Genomic DNA, 19,331 nt, shown 5'->3' on the forward strand with positions numbered 1-19,331 from the left:
AATCAACTATGCAGGACGCTGACTTCCAACAAGGGTTTTTTGATCACTTGAAACCCCTTATCGCCCCACACAAATCTTTGGTCCATGAAATTTCGGACATGTTGAACATCAGCCTGGATTCTGCATATCGCCGGATACGAGGAGAAAAAATAATTAACCTGAATGAGATTCGAAAGATCTGTGAGTACTTCCAACTTTCGTTGGATCAATTGCTAAACCTGAACACCAAAGCGATATTGTTTCATGGAAAGCTAAATAATAGCGGGCCAGATCGCTTTCAAGTATGGTTGGAGGATATGCTGTTGCAATTGGAAATGGTAAATAGATACAAAGAAAAACACGTATATTTCCTATTGAAGGATATCCCACCGTTTTACCACTTTTACCATCCAGAGTTGGCCGCTTTTAAGTTTTTCTTCTGGATGAAATCGATACTACATTATGACGAACTAAAAGACCAAGTATTCGATTCATCTGTACACAGATACCCAAACCTGTACCATCTTGGCCTGCAAATAACAAAACTCTACAACCAAATCCCCTGCACAGAAATCTGGAACCCGGACAATATCCAAACCACCCTTCGCCAAATAGAGCTGTACGAGGAAATGGGAAATTTCGTGCGTCAGGAGGATTCCAAAATTCTCTACCAACAGGTTTTGGAAATGATCGAACACATCGAACAGCAGGCCGAAAGCGGACTCAAATTCGGTATGCATGGCCACCCGGACGAGTCATCGGGAACTTTCCGGCTTCTCACAAACCAGTTCATCTTGGGAGACAACACATTTATGGCTGAGTTGGACGGGCAACGGATCACCTACCTTAACCACAGCGTCATCTATTTTCTTGGTTCCTTTGATCCCAATTTAAACGATACCATGTTCAAAAGCTTGGATAACCTCATCCGCAAATCCACTCTGATCAGTTCGGTGGGAGAAAAAGAAAGGTACCGGTTTTTTCGAAATATGAAGGCCCAGATAGGTGAGAAACTCAATCGGTTTGAAATAATCCCTTAACAACCCGGTCATTCCAAGATACCACGCCCTAACACCGCTATTCCCACCAACGGATCAAATCGACCTCCAACGGATAGGATAACCCCTGTAACTTAGGAATCATTCGAACCGAATAGTGCTCCTGCGAACGATCAGTTGCAAAATACAATGAATAGGATGTATGTCCGTTTTTTTCGTCAAAATCTCCCTTGTCGAAAACCCATGTTTCTTGCTGATACCCATCGGTTGCCTCGGCATACAATTGGAATGCTATCCAATCCGGGTTCATCCGACCAAGCCCGACCACAAGGGACACCCGCCGCCCCGATGTTTCCTCAGTCCAGACTTTATGTTCAAACATGATTCCATCCCAATTTGCATGCAGCTCCGCCCTTTCCTGCAAAAACCGCTCCGAACGCTCCCCGCTTTGGATGGCCCTTTCCATGTAGCGGGTTGCAGCGGGAAGATAGTAGGATTCGGTATATTCGCGGACAGCCCTGTTTGCCGAAAAGCGCGGCGTAAGGACTGACATACTGCACCGTATTTTGTCCACCCATTTTTCCGGAATCCCATGCGCGTTTCGCTCATAAAATTCAGGCACCACCTGCTGTTCCAGCAGCCGAATCAACTGCTCTGCTTCCCAATCATCCCATGTAGGATCCCCTTCATGATCCTGCTGATCTCCCAAGGCCCACCCAAACGAAGGTTCATAGGCCTCTGCCCACCACCCATCCAGTGTGGACAGGTTGAGACCACCATTTACTAAAACCTTCATACCACTCGTTCCCGATGCTTCCCAAGGGCGTTTGGGAGTGTTAAGCCATACATCTACCCCGCGCACAAGCTGCTTGGCTACTGCCATATCGTAATCACTTAAAAACCCTACCTTGCCGTGTAGTCCAAACTCACGAATAAAGGTCACCCACTCCCGGATAAGGCCGGTACCCACTTGATCCCCCGGTCCCGCCTTACCGGCAATAAATAGCTGAACCGGCCGATCTGAGTTTCTTAGCAACGCGGCAAACCTGTCTTTTCTCATTAGCAGCAAATTGCTTCGCTTATAGGCTACAAACCTCCGGGCAAAACCCAAAGTTAGGGCATCTTTCGAAAATAGCTGCTCCGACTGTGCGGCTAGGCTTTCCTGCCCCCCCAACTTATATTGATTTGCCAAATGCCGTCTTGCAAAATTGACCAGATGCGACCTTGATTCATTTCTCATCTCCCACAAATCGATCGATGGCACCTTGGATATCTTGGCGGACACCGTCTCCAAATCGCCTCGCCACCGGTCCTTCCCACAGGCCTCCGTCCATAGTCTGTCTGAAAACTTACCATCCCAAGTGGCCATATGAACACCGTTGGTAACGTGTCCGATGGGAACTTCAGATAGAGGCCACCGTGGAAACAGTCCGCTAAACAACTTTCTACTGACCTCACCATGTAGTTTGCTTACCGCATTTACCCCCGTACTTCCCCTAATGGCCAGAAAGGCCATGTTGAAAGGCTCATTTTCGTCATGCGGATGCCTTCTCCCCAATGTCATCAGGGAATGAAGATCGATGTTTAGCTCGCTCGTCGCATAATCACCTAAAAATTGCCCAACGAGACTGGCATCAAACCGGTCAAACCCTGCCGGTACGGCAGTGTGGGTGGTAAAAACGTTTCCTGCTCGGGTCAATTCCAGGGCATCCCAGAAAGAAACCCCATACGTTTCTTTGTACCAATTAGCCCTTTCGAGTACCAGAAAGGCAGCATGCCCTTCGTTTAGATGGCATACATCCGGCAGCTCACCTAGCGCTTGCAACAGCCTCCACCCCCCAATGCCCAAAATGATCTCCTGCTTGATGCGGTGGTCGGGGCCACCGCTGTAGATTTCGTTGGTAATCGTTCGGTGCACAGGGAGATTTGCCGGATCATTGCTATCCAACAGATACAGCTTCACTCTTCTGGCGCAAACTTCCCAACACCTCAACCAAATGGTGAAGCCGCCAAATCGAACCTGCACGCGTAACCACTCCCCATCCGCCTTACGCAAAGGAGACACGGGCACCTGACCTGGTTCGTTGTATGGCTGCCGCACTTGCTGGTTCCCAAACCGATCAATTTCCTGACGGAAATACCCCTGCTGATAAAACAGCCCCACACCGACCACCGGAACACCCAGCTCACTGGCAGCCTTGAGTTGATCGCCCGCCACATTACCCAGCCCTCCCACATAGATGGGAAGGCCCTCATCCAGCATAAATTCCATGCTGAAATAAGCCACTCGCCGCAAGTGGCTTTCCAAATAGGTTTGCTGAAACCAAGCTGGACATTGGTAAGCGGCTTCCCTTTCCTTGATTAATTCCTCCAAAAGTTCCAAAAATTGCGGTTGGGAGAACACATAAATAAGCCTATCCATGGAAACACGCTTCAACATCAACCACGGATTTTTGGTGGCCCGCCAGAGTGCCGGGTCAATCTGTCTCCATAATGTGTCCGTCACGTGGCTCCATGACCAACGAATATCCAGCGCCAACTTTTTTAGCAGGCCCAATTCGCGGCTATATTGATGGTGGAAATCTTCTAGTGCGGAATTGTCCATAAGAAAATCGGTAGTAGTTAAAAAGAAATCAAGGGTTTGTAAACTCCAATATATCGAAAAATGACGAAATTTACCGCGTATCCAAAAAAAGGGTGAAAATCAACGAAACACTAGTCGTTTTCTCCGGGCACGAAGTATTCTTCATAATTCAATACTCCCCTTATAACCCACTTATCACCAATGTCCTACACTTCCCTCATTATCCGAAAAAGCCTCGTCCAAGTAATTGCACTATTCGTTCTCTCCATGGCACCCACTTTGGCGCAGCGTGTGGTCGTAAATCCTTATCTGCAAAATGCCAGGCCTAACAGCATACACATAAGCTGGGAAACAGACAGCGGAGAGGAAAGTATCGTCGAATACGGACTGTCCAAAAAACTTGACCTGAACACAACGGGAATCCACACCTATGTGGCGTATGAAAACTCTATCCTACACCATGTCGGGTTAACCGAATTGCAGAGTAACACCCGGTATTTTTACCGCGTAAAAACCGGAGGCTTTACTTCCGCCCTATACGAGTTTACCACCCCTCCGAACCCCACCACCGACCCGCTGTCTCCGTTTCAGATAGTCGTATTCAGCGACTCTCAAATTGATGGACAGTTACCTGACAAGTTGGAAGAAACCGTGCATCAGGGCATTCTGAAATACTTTAATGCCAGTCCACAAAACCCTTTGAATGACAACTTGGCTTTCGTCATGGTAACTGGTGACTTGGTAGCTAGGGGAAAAATCTACGAACAATGGCCTCAGCATTTCTTCCGGCCAACGGCTCCTCTTTTCAACCATGTGCCCGTTTACCCGGTAACGGGCAACCACGAAGATAATTCTGATTATTTTTTCAAATACTTTCACCTGCCCCAAAACGGAAATGCCGCCTACGATGGCCATTGGTGGTACAAGGACCATGCAAACGTCCGGGTCATTGGCCTGGATTCGAACACACCCTATCGTATCAAAGAGCAAATCGACTGGCTGACGGAGGTATTGGAAAAAACCTCCTCTGATCCCCATATAGATTTTGTTTTTCTACAGATACATCACCCCTTCAAGACAGAGTTTTGGCTGGTGGGTGAATTGGAATATACCCGACAGGTCATCGACCTATTGGAGAAATTTACCGAAGTGTCGGGAAAACCCTCGGCCCATTTGTTCGGACACACCCATGCGTATTCACGGGGGCAGTCCAGGGACTACAGGCATCTTTGGGTCAATGTGGCCTCCGCAAGCGGGCGAATTGACTATTGGGGCGAATACGCACAGCGCAACTACGCGGAATTCAGCGTATCCCAGCCGGAATACGGATTTGTCGTCATCGAGGTAGACCCAAACAAGGACAACCCTTCCTTCACCCTCAAGCGCATCAGCCGGGGAAATGAATATACCCCAAAAGACAACGAACTAAGCGACCAAGTAACGGTTTGGAGGTATGGAATCAAACCCGACCAGCCTAGTACCAAGGGCGTAGTCGGAAATGGGGTGGACGGTCAGACCATTTTAAAGGCCTCCGGCTTTGCCAGCAAGCGACAGGGAGCCGTTCATTATGCCTCCCATTGGCAGATTGCTACTACACCAGATTTCCAGGAAATACTTCACGAAAGCTGGAAACAATCCGAAGACTACTTCTACAACGTAAACCAGCAGGCCGGTGACGATCTCACGGATGAGCTGATTCTGCGGGTACCTCGTGTTCCAGACCGTTACTTCCGAGTAAGGTACCGCGACCAACACCTGGAATGGAGCGACTGGTCCGAACCAGAAAAGTTTTAGGATAGGCCACTGTCTTTTGACAATCCATGGCGTTCGCAGCGTCCAGAAAGACGTCCAAGTCGTCTTTCTGGACGCTCTTTTTTTAGCTAGACCAAAAACGGGTTGGATAAAGTGACTAAGACTTACCTCTGCGGTCGATATCCCATTAGCATATATTAACACGGAAATTTTTCGCAGGTGAAAGGCAGGCTGTACCTTAGTCAGTCAAAGTCTGGTGGTATATAAACTGGTCGGAGGGCATTTCACATGCCGTAGATAGGATTTTCTTTACCACTGTAAACAATCGCTTGTCTATGAGATCCATCCTACTTTTTTCCTTACTATTCACTACCGCCTTTTCTGTTCAGAGCCAAGTGCTGACAGGGAATATCATAGATGTATTCGATCATTCCTACCTACAGGGAGTAAAGGTGGAGAATATGCGGACAGCTGCAACTTTCACCAGTGGTCACCTTGGGCATTTCCGCATGGAGGTGGTACCGGGAGATTCAGTAGTGTTTAGCAAAGAGGGCTATGTTACCCATACAATAGTGGTTAATGAAACAAACCACCAAGTGGTTTCCATGATCTTTGATGCTGTGGGGTTGCCTACCGTTAGCGTTTATGGCGAACGACCATCTATCTATATACCGGGTGTTTCCCTTGACAAGGATCCGACCAGAAAACCAATGGGCCCGGGAAGGATTATGCCCGGCCACAGTGGGTCTCTTACAGAGATGACACCGGGCTTCACCATAGACGGCCCTATCTCCTATTTTACCAAAAGAGAAAGAAACAAAAGACAGTACAAGCGGGCTTTGGAAAAAGCCACTAGGCAAGCCGCCTATTTGGAGATCATACGATCAGATTCCATAAAGCAGGTTTTAATGGACCGCTTCGAGCTTCGCGAACCCGAGCTGGACGAATGGATCATCGGATTCAATAGGTACCACCGTGAACACGAATTTTTGGATATGGACCATGAGACGGTTCTCGGACTGCTGTATGAGTACCTAAACCAACATGCCATAAGGGGCAGGGAATAAAAAGCTGTTTGGACAATAAAATCCTTTAGGTGATTCAAAAAAACACCCTCAATTTGAGGGTTGCTAGGGGGACTTTGCTCATCTATTTCCCTGCCGGCACTGAGCAATGCTATGGATATAACGTGAAAGAAAATCAGGAGTGAAAAACCTATTGCTTTATTGCCATCTAGACGTGAGGGTGGTCTTCTACCTAGGCATCTCCCTTCTTCAGGTGACCAAACCTGAACAGTGCGAACAACTTAAGTACAATCGATAGACTGAAGAAAATAATCCATACGGCCACGTTAAGCTTCCCATAGATCATCCCATAGAGCATGTATAACCATCCCAAGATTAAGATCAACGCCAATAACAGAAATTGGAAGTTGTTCAGAAATCGAAGAACCAATCTAAGCAAACGTTTTATTCCCATAACTCAAAGAAAGAACTCCTCACTGAAAAAACATTTCAGTGGCAAAATAAAATGCTCATTTTTTGATCGACATCATTTATAGTGAAAGCACTAATCCAGTATCAAAACGCAGCTCGGATATGCCAGAATAAATGGAATCTGATGGTGTGAGGTTGGTTATCCAAAACTTTACTATACACATCCCCTATTAGGGTGTTTCTAGACGTGACTCAAGGTTTGTAGGGGCAGGAACCAAGTTGCTTCGGTGTTTCTCTACCATCTCAGCTATTTCCTCCAATACCTCCGGATGCTCAGCGGCAAGGTCATATTGTTCTCCGGGGTCATGCTGTACCTGGTACAGTTTAGCCTGGTCCAAAACCTCCATTCGCTCGGGATAGCCACGGGGATTGTTTTGGAAAAAATGGGCCTTATAGGAACCCTTTCTGGCTCCAAAGAGCCGGGTACCATGATAGAAATACATTTCCTCGCGCGGGGATGGCAATCCTTCAATCAAGGATCCACTCAAGTCGTAGCCATCGTAAACTCGGTCATCCGGCAGGGCGATATTGGCAAGCGAGGCAATAGTAGGCAACAAATCCAAAGTACTGCCCATGCCCGTCACCATTCGTGGATGTATCGTTCCCGGCCACCAAAAAATTGCCGGTTCCCGCACACCTCCCTCGTAACTGGTCCCCTTGGCTCCATAAAACAAGCCTGCACTTCCACCATGATCATCATAGGCGACCCAAGGTCCGTTGTCCGAGGTAAATACCACCAGGGTATTTTCTGCCAGTCCGCTGGATCGCAGGTAATCTAAAATCTGTCCTACACCCCAATCAATTTCCTCCACCACATCCCCATATAAACCCCGGTCACTAATCCCAACAAAATCCTCGGAAACGAAAAGGGGAACATGGGGCAGGTTGTGCGCCAAATAGATAAAAAACGGTTGTTCCTTGTGCGAGTTCATAAATGCAATGGCCTCTTCCGTATACCGCTTGGTAATAGTAGTCTGGTCTGCCGGTCTTTCGATGATTTCGGTATTGCGCATAAGGGGTACGTGGAAATACTCGATTTTGGCGTTCCAAAACCTCTCCCGTCGATCCAGATCGTTTACGGCGTCCATATCGTTACTGTAGGGAATGCCAAAATAGTAATCGAATCCGTGGCTGGTAGGAAGGAATGGCTCCAAATGGCCCAGATGCCACTTTCCTATCGCGGCTGTTGCGTAGCCCGCCGGCTTAAGAATTCTGGCGATGGTGTTTTCGGTTTGGGGCAGACCTCCAGCAGAATTTGGAAACAGCACCCGGCGAACATCACTGCACATACCGTTTCTAATCGGATATCTACCGGTCAGCAGGGCGGCCCTAGAGGGCGTGCACACATTTGCTGCCGAATAAAAATTGGTCCATTTCTGTCCTTCGGCTACCATGCGGTCTAGATGGGGCGTTTTTATACTGGGATGCCCGTAACTGGAAAGGTCCCCGTAACCCAAATCATCGGCAAATATAATCACCACATTGGGCGGACCCTCCCGATGAAAACCAGCATCAGAAGAGGGGTTACTGCAGGCAATAACGAATATCGAAAACAAGGCTCCAGACAGCACATTAGACAAAAAGGTTCGCATATGATTTTTCTACTTAAGATTTACATGTATTAAATTACTAAAATGCTCCGCCAACAAAAGGATTGGCGCCTAAATTTTCATGCAAGAAGCTGTTTAGCAAGGCATTCCTGTTTCAGGTGTATCTCAACAGCCTTGCCCATAATAGGCATCTTTACCGTGTTTCCGATCATAATGTTTTCTGACCAGGGAATCCTTTAGACGGGGCGCATTTGGGTTAATTTGCAGGGTCAAATAAGCCATTTTAGCGATTTCCTCCAATACCCTGCTATTGTATACTGCTTTAGCGGCATCCTTTCCCCAAGTAAATGGGCCGTGATTTCCGATCAGCACCATTTCCACCTCTCGGTAGGAAAGCTTCTTTGATGCAAAACAATCCACTATTTGGCGGCCGGTATTGTGTTCGTAATCGCCTGCAATCAGCTCGTCTGCCATAGGGGGGGCACAGGGAATATCGCTGGTATTGTGATCGGCGTGGGTGGTACCAAGTAAGGGAATATCCAGCTGGGATTGGGCCCAAGCGACCGAATAGGTGCTGTGCGTGTGGCAAATGCCTCCTATGTCCTCCCAATTTTTGTATAAAAAAGCATGGGTTTTCGTATCCGATGACGGCCGCATAGCCCCAGCTACTATCCGGTTTTCAAAATCCACCACGACGATATCTTCTGGCTTCAACTTTTCGTAGGGAACGCCACTTGGTTTAATGGCAAAGACCCCTTTTTCTCTATCCACTGAACTGACATTTCCAAATGTGTAAACAACCAAATCCATTTTTGGCAGTTCCATATTGGCTTCGTAACATGCTTCCCTTAATTGCTTGTAAGATCCCATATTGAATATTTTTTATACTGTATCCCCTACCGCCTTCCCATGCCTGTGATATGGAGACAGCCCCAATACGCAAGGAACAGTAGTCCAATTCCCAAATCTGTGGGTATATTACCCATAAAGCTGTAATTAGCACCAATCCTACTTGTTCCCCAATTACCGCCCATTCTCATTTAGTGTATGCAATATCCAAAGTTATATTGCCAATTTCAGAATAGAAAGATGAATCTAACAAAGGTTGGCAAAGAAGGTAAAATAAATTTTCAACTTGTTTCCTTGGCATAATAGTTTAATTTTGGTTGCGATTTTCAAAAAAACAGTACGCCAAGCTATCATTGCGGCTATTAAACTAACCAATTCACCAATTATCCAAATCAATTTCAACCATTTATATGATCAAATATTCAAATCAAACCCGCATGTTGGTATCGGTAGACTGCGTTGTAATTGGGTTTGACGGCGAAGACTACAAATTACTGCTTATCCAACGAGGATTCGAACCGGAAAAGGACAAATGGAGTCTAATGGGTGGATTTCTCCAGCCGGATGAATCCTTGGATGAAGCGGCACAACGAATTCTAACAACGCTCACGGGATTGAAGCATGTGTACATGGAGCAGCTGCACGCATTTAGCCAGCCACACCGAGACCCTGTGGAACGCGTCATTGGCGTGACCTATTACGCATTGATAGACATCAAGCAATATGCCAAGCAGCTAAGCGACCATTACCAACCAAAGTGGTTTAAGATGAAATCACTGCCCAACCTGATTTTTGACCACCAAGAGATGGTAGATCTATCCCTGAAACAACTTCGGTACAAGGCGGCAATGCACCCGATATTATTCCAACTTCTTCCGGATAAATTTACCCTACCACAGCTTCAAATTCTGTACGAGGGACTTTACGATATCAACATTGACAAGCGAAACTTCTCGCGAAAAGTGCTATCCACCGGTATTATCAGCAAAGAGGAGGAAAAAGACAAATCTAAATCGAAAAAGGGGGCCTACTATTATACCCTCAACAAGGAAAATTATCAAGCACAATTTCAGCGGGTGCTAAACTTCATTCCCAGAAACGAAATACCACTAAGCGTGGAAACGGATCGGAAGGAGTCCGTGGCATTTATCGATAATTAGTCCTTACACGTAAACACGCCATCGCATTGACACTCGGTTTCCTCAAATGGATTCCTTCATGCGGTAGCGCATCAAACACAAACAGCCGGTATGCGATTAACTTGGGAAGAAATGCCATTTTTCTTTTTGGGCTAGAACACCTAACTTACTTCTTTATATTCAGTCAAGTATGATACATTCTTCCCATTTATTCAAGCAACCTTACTGGATTGCCTGGTTGTTGGTGCTGACCAGTTGGGTTGGCATGGCAAAAGCCCAGGATTTCCCATCCACAGAGATCCAAAGCGATCACCTTCGGGTCAGCCTGTATCTTCCCGATGCCTCAAAAGGATATTATAAAGGCTCCCGATTTGATTGGTCTGGTGTCATCTCCCAACTTACTTTTCAGGGGCACACGTACTTCGGGCAGTGGTTTCAGCGGTATGACCCGTACCTGCACGACGCGATTTTAGGGCCAGTGGAAGCTTTTGACCCGATCGGATACGAGGCGGCAAAGCCCGGTGAAGCGTTTCTTAAAATCGGCATTGGGTGGATACGGAAAATAGACGAACAGCCCTACCGCTTTACAGCTCCCTTTGAGATCACCGATCATGGAAAGTGGCGGGTCAAAAAAACTAAAACCAGTGTCACATTCCGGCAGAGCCTTTCGGAAAAAAACGGCTATGGCTACCAATATACCAAGACAGTGGAACTGGCAAAAGGTCAGCCGGAAATGAAGTTGGTGCACCGACTGGAAAATACCGGCAAAAATCCCATCAAAACCCGCGTATACAATCACAATTTTTTTATGTTTGACAATCAGCCCATAGGCCCTGCTTACGAGGTCTCATTCCCTTTTCGGCCGACGCTGATTTCAAATACCCGGGGCATGGGCACAGTCACCGAAATTTCCGGCAATAAAGTGGTATTTAAGGAGGCTATCCCACCCGGAGAAAGCATCTATTTTGTGTTGGGAGGCTACTCGGAAGAAGCTTCGGATTACGACATCACCCTAACCAACCGAAAGAGCGGCTATGGAGTACGAATCACCAATGATCACCCCATCGTATTTTTGCCGCTTTGGGCCATTCACACGACCCTATGCCCAGAACCGTACATGGATGTACACGTAATGCCAGGCGAAAGCCAAACCTGGACCACCACCTACTCATTCTTTTCTACCCATTCGTCACTACAACAGCCATGAGCCAACCACTTTACCACACCATCTTGGGATCTACCGGAAATATCGGAAAAGCCCTGGCGATGGAACTCGCTAAAAATGCCCTCCCTCTCCGATTGGTCAGTAGAAACCCTTCGAAAGTCAACCCAAGCGATGAGGTGTTCACCGCCAATTTATTGGACGCGGAAGCAACTGATCGCGCTGTAGCTGGTTCAGACGCGGCTTACTTAGTAGTGGGAATAACCTACAAAACCAACATTTGGGAAAAACAGTGGCCCGTCATCATGAGAAATGTCTTGGACGCTTGTATTGCCCACGGCACCAAGTTGGTTTTTTTTGACAACATGTACGCATATGACCCCGCACATGTAGGGAAACTCACGGAGTCCAGTCCCATCAATCCGTCCAGTAGAAAAGGAATAGTTCGCGCCAAAATTGCCCAAGAGATGTTGGATGAAATCCGTTCGGGCAGACTCAAGGGAATGATCGTTCGCGCAGCCGATTTTTATGGGAAAGATGCCCGGTTTTGTATGTTGAACGAATCAGTCATCAACCGCATGAAAGCGGGGAAATCCGCGCAGTGGCTCTACCAAACCAATAAAAAGCACTCCTTCACCTATATCCCTGATGCTGCAAATGCCACCGCATTTCTAGCCCAACAGGATGCCGCCTACAACCAAGTTTGGCACTTACCCACAGACCGCAGATATCCTTCAGCGGAAGATATTGCAGCTATTTTAAGTAGATATCTGGGCATGGAGGCAACCATTCGGCGTATGCCACCCCTGTTGATGACACTCTTATCGCCCTTTATACCCATTCTCTCCGAAATAAAAGAACTGAGTTACCAGCTTGAAAACAACTATTGCTTTGACTCTTCCAAAATTGAAAAGGCCTATGGTTTGAAGCCAACCCCTATCGAAGAAGGCTTGAAGGCGTGCCTTTAGTTTGAACCGTACCGTTCAAAAAACTTCTTTTCGGCCTCTACCGTGCCTATCAGGATAATCTCGGCATCCTTTTGCAGTACCATATCGGGTGCTGGATTTACATGGGTGATGCCCTCCGCCTTCACGGCAATAACAGTACAGCCGGTTTCCTTCCGTATACAGGATGCCGCTATGCTTCTTCCCTCCAACGACTCCGGAACGGCCACTTCGATGAGGTCCAATCCCTCGGCCACCATCAGAATGCCACTACGCTCCAACAGGTTAAAGATCGTGTTGGCGCCCATGGAGGCATAGGACATGACAAAATCGGAACCTGCCCTATGCATGATTCCGATATTCCGCTCCAAATTTGACCGTGTGATCACCTGTACATCCGGGCGCAAAAGCCTGCAATAGATGGTCAGGTAAACGTTGACATCATCGTCATGGGATGTGATGATGACACAGTGGGTTTCGTCAATGCCGGCTTCCTTGAGCACTTCCAACTCGGCAGCATCTCCCAACACCACTCGCTCCTTTCCCCTCGCCCTCTCGGGATCCTTCTCGACAATTCGGTAATCCAGTCCCCTGGCAATCAGGTTACGACCCGTAGCACGCCCCACACGCCCTCCCCCTATGATCAAAACAGGCGCCGCCATCACGGCCTTCACGCAAAAGGTCTGATTGTACGATTCTATCTGTTGGGCTGTCCCTGCCAACACCAACACCGTACTGGAAGAAATCAACGTATCTGGCTCCGCAGCCTGAAATTTACCCCGCTCCCATACACCCACCACACTCACGCCAATGTCTTGCCGAAGTCTCGTTTCTCTAAATTTAAGTCCAACCAAGCTCGACCCGGTCACCAGCGCTTCGGCAATCTTCAATTCGTCAAACTCGCCAATTAAGTGGGCGCCGGCATCGCCGCCATTGGCTCTCCTCGATAAAAACAACCCCATTATTTCTCCCAGATGCAACACATGATTACAGCCGGCCAATTTGAGTATATCATCGGAGGCTGCGTAACTGCAGGTAGCGATGATCTGAACGTCTTTGCTAATACCCCTTACCGTAAATGCAACGTTGGTGTTTATGACATCTGATTCTGTGGTCGCTACCAATGCGGCCCTGCCTACCCTCGCCATCCGGTAGGTTTCCGGATCGCCCAAATCGCCCAGCATCACATGAACCCCGAGGTCCCGTAACCGCAACCCCTCCTGAATATCCGCTACCAATACCACATACTCGTAGTTAAACTGCTTGAGCTTCTTGATTAGCACTTCGGCTATGGGCCCGTATTTCGTCAGAATAACGTGACCGGAGATTCCCTCAGGCAGATCTCTAGGAACCTTCGCCAGCTCTTGGGCCTTCATCCAGGGAGAGTAAAAAAAATTGATAAAGGTAAACGGAAAGAGAATGAGGAGAAAAAGCATGCCAGATACCAAAACGATCACCGAAAATAACCTGCCTGCATCTCCTTGGAAGGTGATATCACCAAATCCTAGCGTCGACATCACGGTGAGTGTCCAATAAAATCCGGTTACCAAAGAATACGACTGACCTTCACGCTCCATCAAAAAGTGAAATAGCAGCGTGTAGACCAAAATGATTATTAGCAACAATAATAAAAACCGAAACAATAAAAGTAGGTTCTTTCGGTCCGGCTTATTCCGAAGAAAGATAAGTACCTGAGTGGTTAACATCTTCATCGCTCAAAAGTAACTAAATATGCCCTCTTGAAAAAGGGGGGCAACCGAAACGAAGCTATTTATTGAAGGGGCAAGTCACAAAAATCTGTTCCAAAAAAAACAACAGCTGGGTAGGAAGATTCCCATTTCACGAAGGAAACCAACTATAGGGCCTGCCAAAGGTAATCCATGATGGCAGTCATAAAATCCAATTTTTCAGAATTAGCCCTATTGCTCTCGTAGGAGTGCTACCCCATCGGTACCGGCATGAGGAATAGAAAGTACCCACCGGTCACCGGCCACCTCCACCTCAACACGTAACTCGGATTCAGTGGTGTCTATTACCGAAGCCCTAGTAACTACACCGGATCGCTCTGACGGGATCAATACCCAAACAAACTGTGAATTTTCCGAAATAGGCATTTGGTAAATTGAAGTAGTATTGGGACCATATACATTGTATTCTGGACTATACCAACCCTGAATGACCGGATCCTCCTGACCTCGTACTTGGTCAATGCGCCATCCACTTGTTCCCACTGGTACAATAGTTAGATTACCCAATGAGTTATTGGTTTTGATCCTATTTCCATCGATCACGGGGTCACAGTCGGGGTGCCAATGCCACAGCGCTTCAATGGTTCGGGGTCTATCGGTGATCACCCTATCCACTACCACCCAAAAGTGATCCCTGACGTACATCATCGACCTCGCGTGCGAGGCTTCTCCCTCCAAATCCAAAAAGCTATCAAATATGCCATAGGCGAAATCAAAGTCCTCGGTAATGACAACATCCTCTTCCGTTAGAGGCTTTTCGGCATGCGTAGGCCCTTTTCCCTGTCCCTTACCGTCAATTAACAGTAAATTGTGCCCTGCACTGCTGAGCGCATACGGTCTAAATTTTTCTGCCACTGCACCGGTATAGGCAAAACGACCAGCATCCACCAATAAGTCCCTTCCATAGGCCGCAATCGATAGATGTAGCTTGTCGTTATGCTGATGTCCGCTGCCCCAAGGTCCCACGTCAAAAAAGGACCAATGGGCATGGGGGCCATATCCGTTTCTGGAAATCAACTGACCTGCCCAGGGGAAAAAGAACGATGGTCCCTCAGCAGGAATCGACCCGCGCAATCCATTGGTTGCGATATATTCCCAATCTGCCGCTTGGTATTTTTGGGCCCCTGCCAAAATCAACTCACGGTCACTTCCCCTATCCCCATCGTTATTGAGTATCCGATACCCATCGGGTCTCACAGCATGAGCGATGTATCGGTACATACTCTCTATGGTATTTTCAAAATATGCCGGGAGGGACCTGCCGGCCTTTTCACAAAGCTCTTTGAACAACTCAAAATTATGTAGGGACACGTTATGATAGTGAGATGCCAGTTCTGTCTGAACGCCATCCGGGTAAACCTGATTGCGCATGCTCTCTACCATGGCATCAATGGAATAATCCAGCCACGCCTGCGACTCTCTAAATTCGGGAAAATACGCTGCAATCGTAGACAAAGCGGAAATTTCCATGGTTAGCCAATTATTGCCCCCGTGAAAATTACGGTTATAGTGGGCATGATCAGGCAAGCTTCTCAGAATTAATAGGCGGGTAGCATCAGATAACTGCTCACTTCCACTCATGGCATAAAATAGGCGCGTCCAGACCTTTGCCCTTGCAGCTACCTCCAGCCCTCTCCAGATCGATTCTGACCCTTTTACAGCGGGGTAAGGCAAACTTTTCAGAATGAAGTCTTTGAGAAAATCATCTACAAATACCGCATACTTTACATTTCCGGTTTCAAAATACGCATTTACCACCTCGGCCAATTGACTGTGCCGATTGGAAAGCCAAGCCCACTCCCTATCATTGTTTGGCCCTTTGTAATACCAATCCCTATGCCCATCGGAACCCAACGGAACCACGCCCCGTACGTTCTGAATAGTAAAGACATAGTTTAACACCGTGTCTGCTGCCGCCACGGATAATCCCGAAGATGGGGGGATTTCCCGAGCAAGTTCTTTGGCATTTTCCGATGTTCGGTAATGATGAAGCAGTGCCTCAGCAGCTGAAACCCAATCCTCCCGATTATAGGCCATTTTCACCTCTTCCAAACCAGGCAAATCCAGATCAATTGGCTCAAAGACCTCCATAACCAATTCCGGATATATTTTGTAAAGGTCCGAAACGGTTTGCATGTTCCTCCAAGGTTCCTGTCCATACGTATGGGTGGTCATTGCCAACAGCAAGGCGGTCATCAGCATCGCATTCAAAAAGCGGTATTTTGTCATGGATTTATTGCTTATCTATTCGTCTTCAAGTAAATCTCTTATTTCATCAAGGATTTCCGCACCCTCGGACTTTTTTAACTCAAAGGATTCCTCCTTTGAGGCGTTGCTTAGAAAATGATTCCAATGCTTCTCTGCCTTCTTCAGGGTTCGTTGCGTGATATCAAACTCCACATAGTCTAGATAACCCTTAGCAAGCGTCGAAGCCTTGAAGTTCCCAAACAGAAATAGGCGGAAGATGTCGACAAAATATTCGCTGAGATCAAAATCCTCCAACAAAGAAACAAGCCCCCCGTTTTTGTCCCTATTCGCCGGACGATGAATAGTGGCAAATAATTCCCTCAGTACATCTCCCTTATTCTCCATCATAGAAAGCGCCTTGACCGCTAGATATGCATTGTCCATATCCTCTCCCCTGACTACTTCAAGGAGTCTTTCTTTCACTTCTTCTGTACCGATCTTAGCCAACTTCTGCCCAAAATACAGGGGTGTTTCGGTAGTTTTATTCAAAAAACGTTCGAATAACCCATCCAAATCCTCTTGATTATCTCTCATCCAATTTTTTCTTCTTAAAGCTGATTAGTTCAATTCATTCTTGAGCCGTGTACAATGAAGCCATTCTTACCAATTGGCTAACAAAAATGATCGGCCCAACATGTTCTTCTATCATTTCGCAGCAATCGCGGCGGAATTCCAACAAGAATTAATTCGCAAAATAAAGATTCGCTTCCGCTTGCCTTCGCCTGACCAATCCCTGAAGCACCCGCCCTCCTGCTCTCGTCCACCTCAAAAATTCATCCCGAATAGTCGGATCATTCGGATTTGCGTTAACCTTTTTGAGCAGAGTCGACCTCTGCAAATTGCCCAAACCCAAATTATATGCGAAGGAGACCAATGCACCGAATTGATTTTCCGTCAGCGTTACGGTGATTAATCGACGAACTCCCTTCGCAAAATCATCAGCGATATTCTTAAAAAGCTCATCGGCCCTTTCTTTGGTGATCGAATCTCCCATTTTAACCGACTGCCCATTCTCATATTTGGTATTCCCCCAGCCAATCGTCGGAATTTTAGCGGGACATAGGTAAGCATTGAGTCTGAGCCCCTCGAACTCGTGCATTAATGAAATACCCCTATCGTTCAAATTCATCGTAATTACCGTTTTCAGTAAAAGGAAGGTTAAATTTAATCCGGTTTAAATCAGCCTAAATGTTGCTTAAAAAAGGCAACGGTCCTACGCCAAGCTAATTCAGCCGCCTCTTTGTCATACCTCGGAGTAGAATGATTATGAAATCCATGGTTAGCCGCCGGATAAAAATGCACTTCGTACCGGATACCATGGGCCTTTAGTGCCACCTCATAGGCTGGCCAACCCTCGTTCACCCGGGTATCCAACTCCGCATAATGGAGTTGAAGGGGAGCTTTTATGTGTACGGCATCCTCTGCCGATGCCTGTCCTCCATAAAAGGGTACTGCTGCACCCAGATCGGTAATTCGGACTGCCATCATATTGGAAACCCAGCCTCCGAAACAAAACCCTACCACGCCTACTTTACCGGTACAATGGGGTTGCTTTTTTAGAAAATCATAGGCGGCGATGAAGTCCTGTAGCATCTCCTCCCGATCCCGCTTTGCTTGCATAGCACGACCCTCATCGTCGGTGCCCGGATATCCACCAAAAGGCGTCAACGCATCCGGCGCAAATGCCACGAACCCATCCAACGCTGCCTGATGCGCCGTATCTTCTATATAAGGATTTAATCCTCGGTTTTCATGAACCACTACCACTCCAGGAAGCTTTCCCGCCGCATTTGCCGGCCGGGTGAGCAACCCCTTCATGGTTCCACCACCTTTGGGGGACTCGTAGGTGACATATTCAGATACCAAGCGGGGATCCTGCGGACCAAAGCGTCTAGCATGGGCATAATTTGGCATCAAAAATTCCAATAACGCAGAAACCGTGATGCCCCCTACAGCATACGCAGAAAGGCGGCCTATAAAATCCCTTCGGTCGATCTTGCTATGTACATACTCATCGTAGATATCGAATACTTCCTGATTTATGTCTTCTTTCTTAATTGGCTTCATGCTGATTTGTTGGCGTGTCTGATAGAATAGGAAAAGGCATATAAGGCAGGAATATACACAAAAGCCGCCAATTTCAGTCAAAAAGACCTTGGAAAAAATACGTTTAACCTCCCAAAAAGGAAAAATCCACTTCAAAGCCAGAAATGCCGCAAGCGACACTTATCCGAAAATTCCCATCAAGTGAATAGCTATTCACTTGCCAAGTTCCGGTGTGCAGCTGAATGGAACCCTTGTTATTCGTGGTGATAGATTGAAGAGCAGGCACGGCATGCAGGTCATCCACCAACCCTATCCCGATAGCCTTCAATATGGCCTCCTTCCTGGTCCAAAGCAAAAAAAAGGCATCCGAAGAATCATCGGAGGAGTCAATAAAAGCAGCTTCCCTAGGCGAAAAATAATGTGCCACAATATCTTGATAAGCAAAATCATCTTTTATCCGTTCTATATCTATGCCTAGCGGAAAATCCGCCAAACCAATCAGCAGAACGGTTCCGGTGTAGCTAAGGTTGAAGTGCAGCGAATGGATGCCACAAAGCCTCCATTTGCCGTAAAGATCTTGCTCAAAACACAAGCTACCCGGATCTAGATTTAGCATTGCGCCAATTTGTTGCCGAAGCAAATACCTCCCCACCAAATACCGCTTTTTCAGCCAATCAAACGCAAAGGAATTGGCTTTTTCCTGCTCTTCGGTCGACAAAACCTCCCGATAAACACCCGGCAGAATTATCGAGTCAGTGTCGACCATAAAGAGCTTAACCATTGGTTTATGGGGGCAAAGGTATTTGGCAGGTAGAATTCCAAGATCCAAAAACCTAA

At 47.1% G+C, this 19,331-nt stretch carries 16 protein-coding genes; 6 read left to right on the forward strand and 10 right to left on the reverse strand.

What is annotated here, in order from left to right; translation table 11 throughout:
* Positions 1-8: 8 nt before the first annotated feature.
* Entirely contained in the window at positions 9-1,019 is a 1,011-nt protein-coding gene (locus tag IAQ59_RS01670) for a helix-turn-helix domain-containing protein (RefSeq protein WP_209329015.1), read from the forward strand.
* Between the two features lie 37 nt (positions 1,020-1,056).
* Here the strand turns inward: IAQ59_RS01670 and glgP are convergent, their stop codons facing one another.
* Complete coding sequence (gene glgP, locus IAQ59_RS01675; protein ID WP_209329016.1) at positions 1,057-3,582, reverse strand: alpha-glucan family phosphorylase; 2,526 nt, start codon at positions 3,580-3,582, stop codon at positions 1,057-1,059.
* 180 nt (positions 3,583-3,762) lie between these two features.
* Between glgP and IAQ59_RS01680 the strand changes: the two genes are divergently transcribed.
* On the forward strand, positions 3,763-5,355 hold the full coding sequence (locus IAQ59_RS01680) for a purple acid phosphatase family protein (RefSeq protein ID WP_209329017.1): 1,593 nt from the start codon (positions 3,763-3,765) through the stop codon (positions 5,353-5,355).
* Between the two features lie 293 nt (positions 5,356-5,648).
* Complete coding sequence (locus tag IAQ59_RS01685; RefSeq protein WP_209329018.1) at positions 5,649-6,380, forward strand: hypothetical protein; 732 nt, start codon at positions 5,649-5,651, stop codon at positions 6,378-6,380.
* Between the two features lie 190 nt (positions 6,381-6,570).
* On the opposite strand, the gene IAQ59_RS01690 is transcribed toward IAQ59_RS01685, so the two are convergent.
* The 3 genes from IAQ59_RS01690 to IAQ59_RS01700 form a co-directional block, all read right to left on the reverse strand.
* A complete protein-coding gene (locus tag IAQ59_RS01690; RefSeq protein ID WP_209329019.1) occupies positions 6,571-6,777 on the reverse strand; it encodes a hypothetical protein in 207 nt (68 codons plus the stop codon).
* Between the two features lie 202 nt (positions 6,778-6,979).
* Positions 6,980-8,401: a sulfatase family protein gene (locus tag IAQ59_RS01695; protein WP_245189359.1), complete on the reverse strand. Its 1,422-nt coding sequence runs from the start codon at positions 8,399-8,401 to the stop codon at positions 6,980-6,982.
* Positions 8,402-8,524: 123 nt separating this feature from the next.
* Complete coding sequence (locus IAQ59_RS01700) at positions 8,525-9,229, reverse strand: L-ribulose-5-phosphate 4-epimerase (RefSeq protein WP_209329020.1); 705 nt, start codon at positions 9,227-9,229, stop codon at positions 8,525-8,527.
* A 389-nt stretch (positions 9,230-9,618) separates the two neighbouring features.
* Between IAQ59_RS01700 and IAQ59_RS01705 the strand changes: the two genes are divergently transcribed.
* The 3 genes from IAQ59_RS01705 (at position 9,619) to IAQ59_RS01715 (ending at position 12,477) form a co-directional block, all read left to right on the forward strand.
* Positions 9,619-10,368 (forward strand): NUDIX hydrolase, encoded by a 750-nt coding sequence (locus IAQ59_RS01705; protein WP_209329021.1) that lies wholly within the window; start codon positions 9,619-9,621, stop codon positions 10,366-10,368.
* 169 nt (positions 10,369-10,537) lie between these two features.
* Positions 10,538-11,554: a hypothetical protein gene (locus IAQ59_RS01710; protein WP_209329022.1), complete on the forward strand. Its 1,017-nt coding sequence runs from the start codon at positions 10,538-10,540 to the stop codon at positions 11,552-11,554.
* On the forward strand, positions 11,551-12,477 hold the full coding sequence (locus tag IAQ59_RS01715; protein WP_209329023.1) for an NAD-dependent epimerase/dehydratase family protein: 927 nt from the start codon (positions 11,551-11,553) through the stop codon (positions 12,475-12,477). The genes IAQ59_RS01710 and IAQ59_RS01715 overlap by 4 nt, the downstream gene beginning before the upstream one ends.
* Here IAQ59_RS01715 and IAQ59_RS01720 read toward each other — a convergent pair.
* From IAQ59_RS01720 to IAQ59_RS01745, 6 genes are all read right to left on the reverse strand, one after another.
* Entirely contained in the window at positions 12,474-14,165 is a 1,692-nt protein-coding gene (locus tag IAQ59_RS01720; RefSeq protein ID WP_209329024.1) for a potassium channel family protein, read from the reverse strand. The genes IAQ59_RS01715 and IAQ59_RS01720 overlap by 4 nt on opposite strands.
* Positions 14,166-14,372: 207 nt before the next feature.
* Entirely contained in the window at positions 14,373-16,430 is a 2,058-nt protein-coding gene (locus IAQ59_RS01725; RefSeq protein ID WP_245189360.1) for an alginate lyase family protein, read from the reverse strand.
* Between the two features lie 15 nt (positions 16,431-16,445).
* A complete protein-coding gene (locus IAQ59_RS01730) occupies positions 16,446-16,982 on the reverse strand; it encodes a HEAT repeat domain-containing protein (protein WP_209329025.1) in 537 nt (178 codons plus the stop codon).
* A gap of 148 nt (positions 16,983-17,130) precedes the next feature.
* Positions 17,131-17,577: a lysozyme gene (locus IAQ59_RS01735; protein WP_209329026.1), complete on the reverse strand. Its 447-nt coding sequence runs from the start codon at positions 17,575-17,577 to the stop codon at positions 17,131-17,133.
* Between the two features lie 50 nt (positions 17,578-17,627).
* On the reverse strand, positions 17,628-18,515 hold the full coding sequence (locus tag IAQ59_RS01740) for a dienelactone hydrolase family protein (protein ID WP_209329027.1): 888 nt from the start codon (positions 18,513-18,515) through the stop codon (positions 17,628-17,630).
* A gap of 103 nt (positions 18,516-18,618) precedes the next feature.
* Positions 18,619-19,275, reverse strand: a complete 657-nt coding sequence (locus IAQ59_RS01745; protein ID WP_209329028.1) for a 4'-phosphopantetheinyl transferase family protein — start codon at positions 19,273-19,275, stop codon at positions 18,619-18,621.
* Between the last annotated feature and the right edge of the window lie 56 nt (positions 19,276-19,331).

Origin of the sequence: Lunatimonas salinarum (genome assembly GCF_017811155.1) — a bacterium.
GTDB lineage: Bacteria > Bacteroidota > Bacteroidia > Cytophagales > Cyclobacteriaceae > Lunatimonas > Lunatimonas salinarum.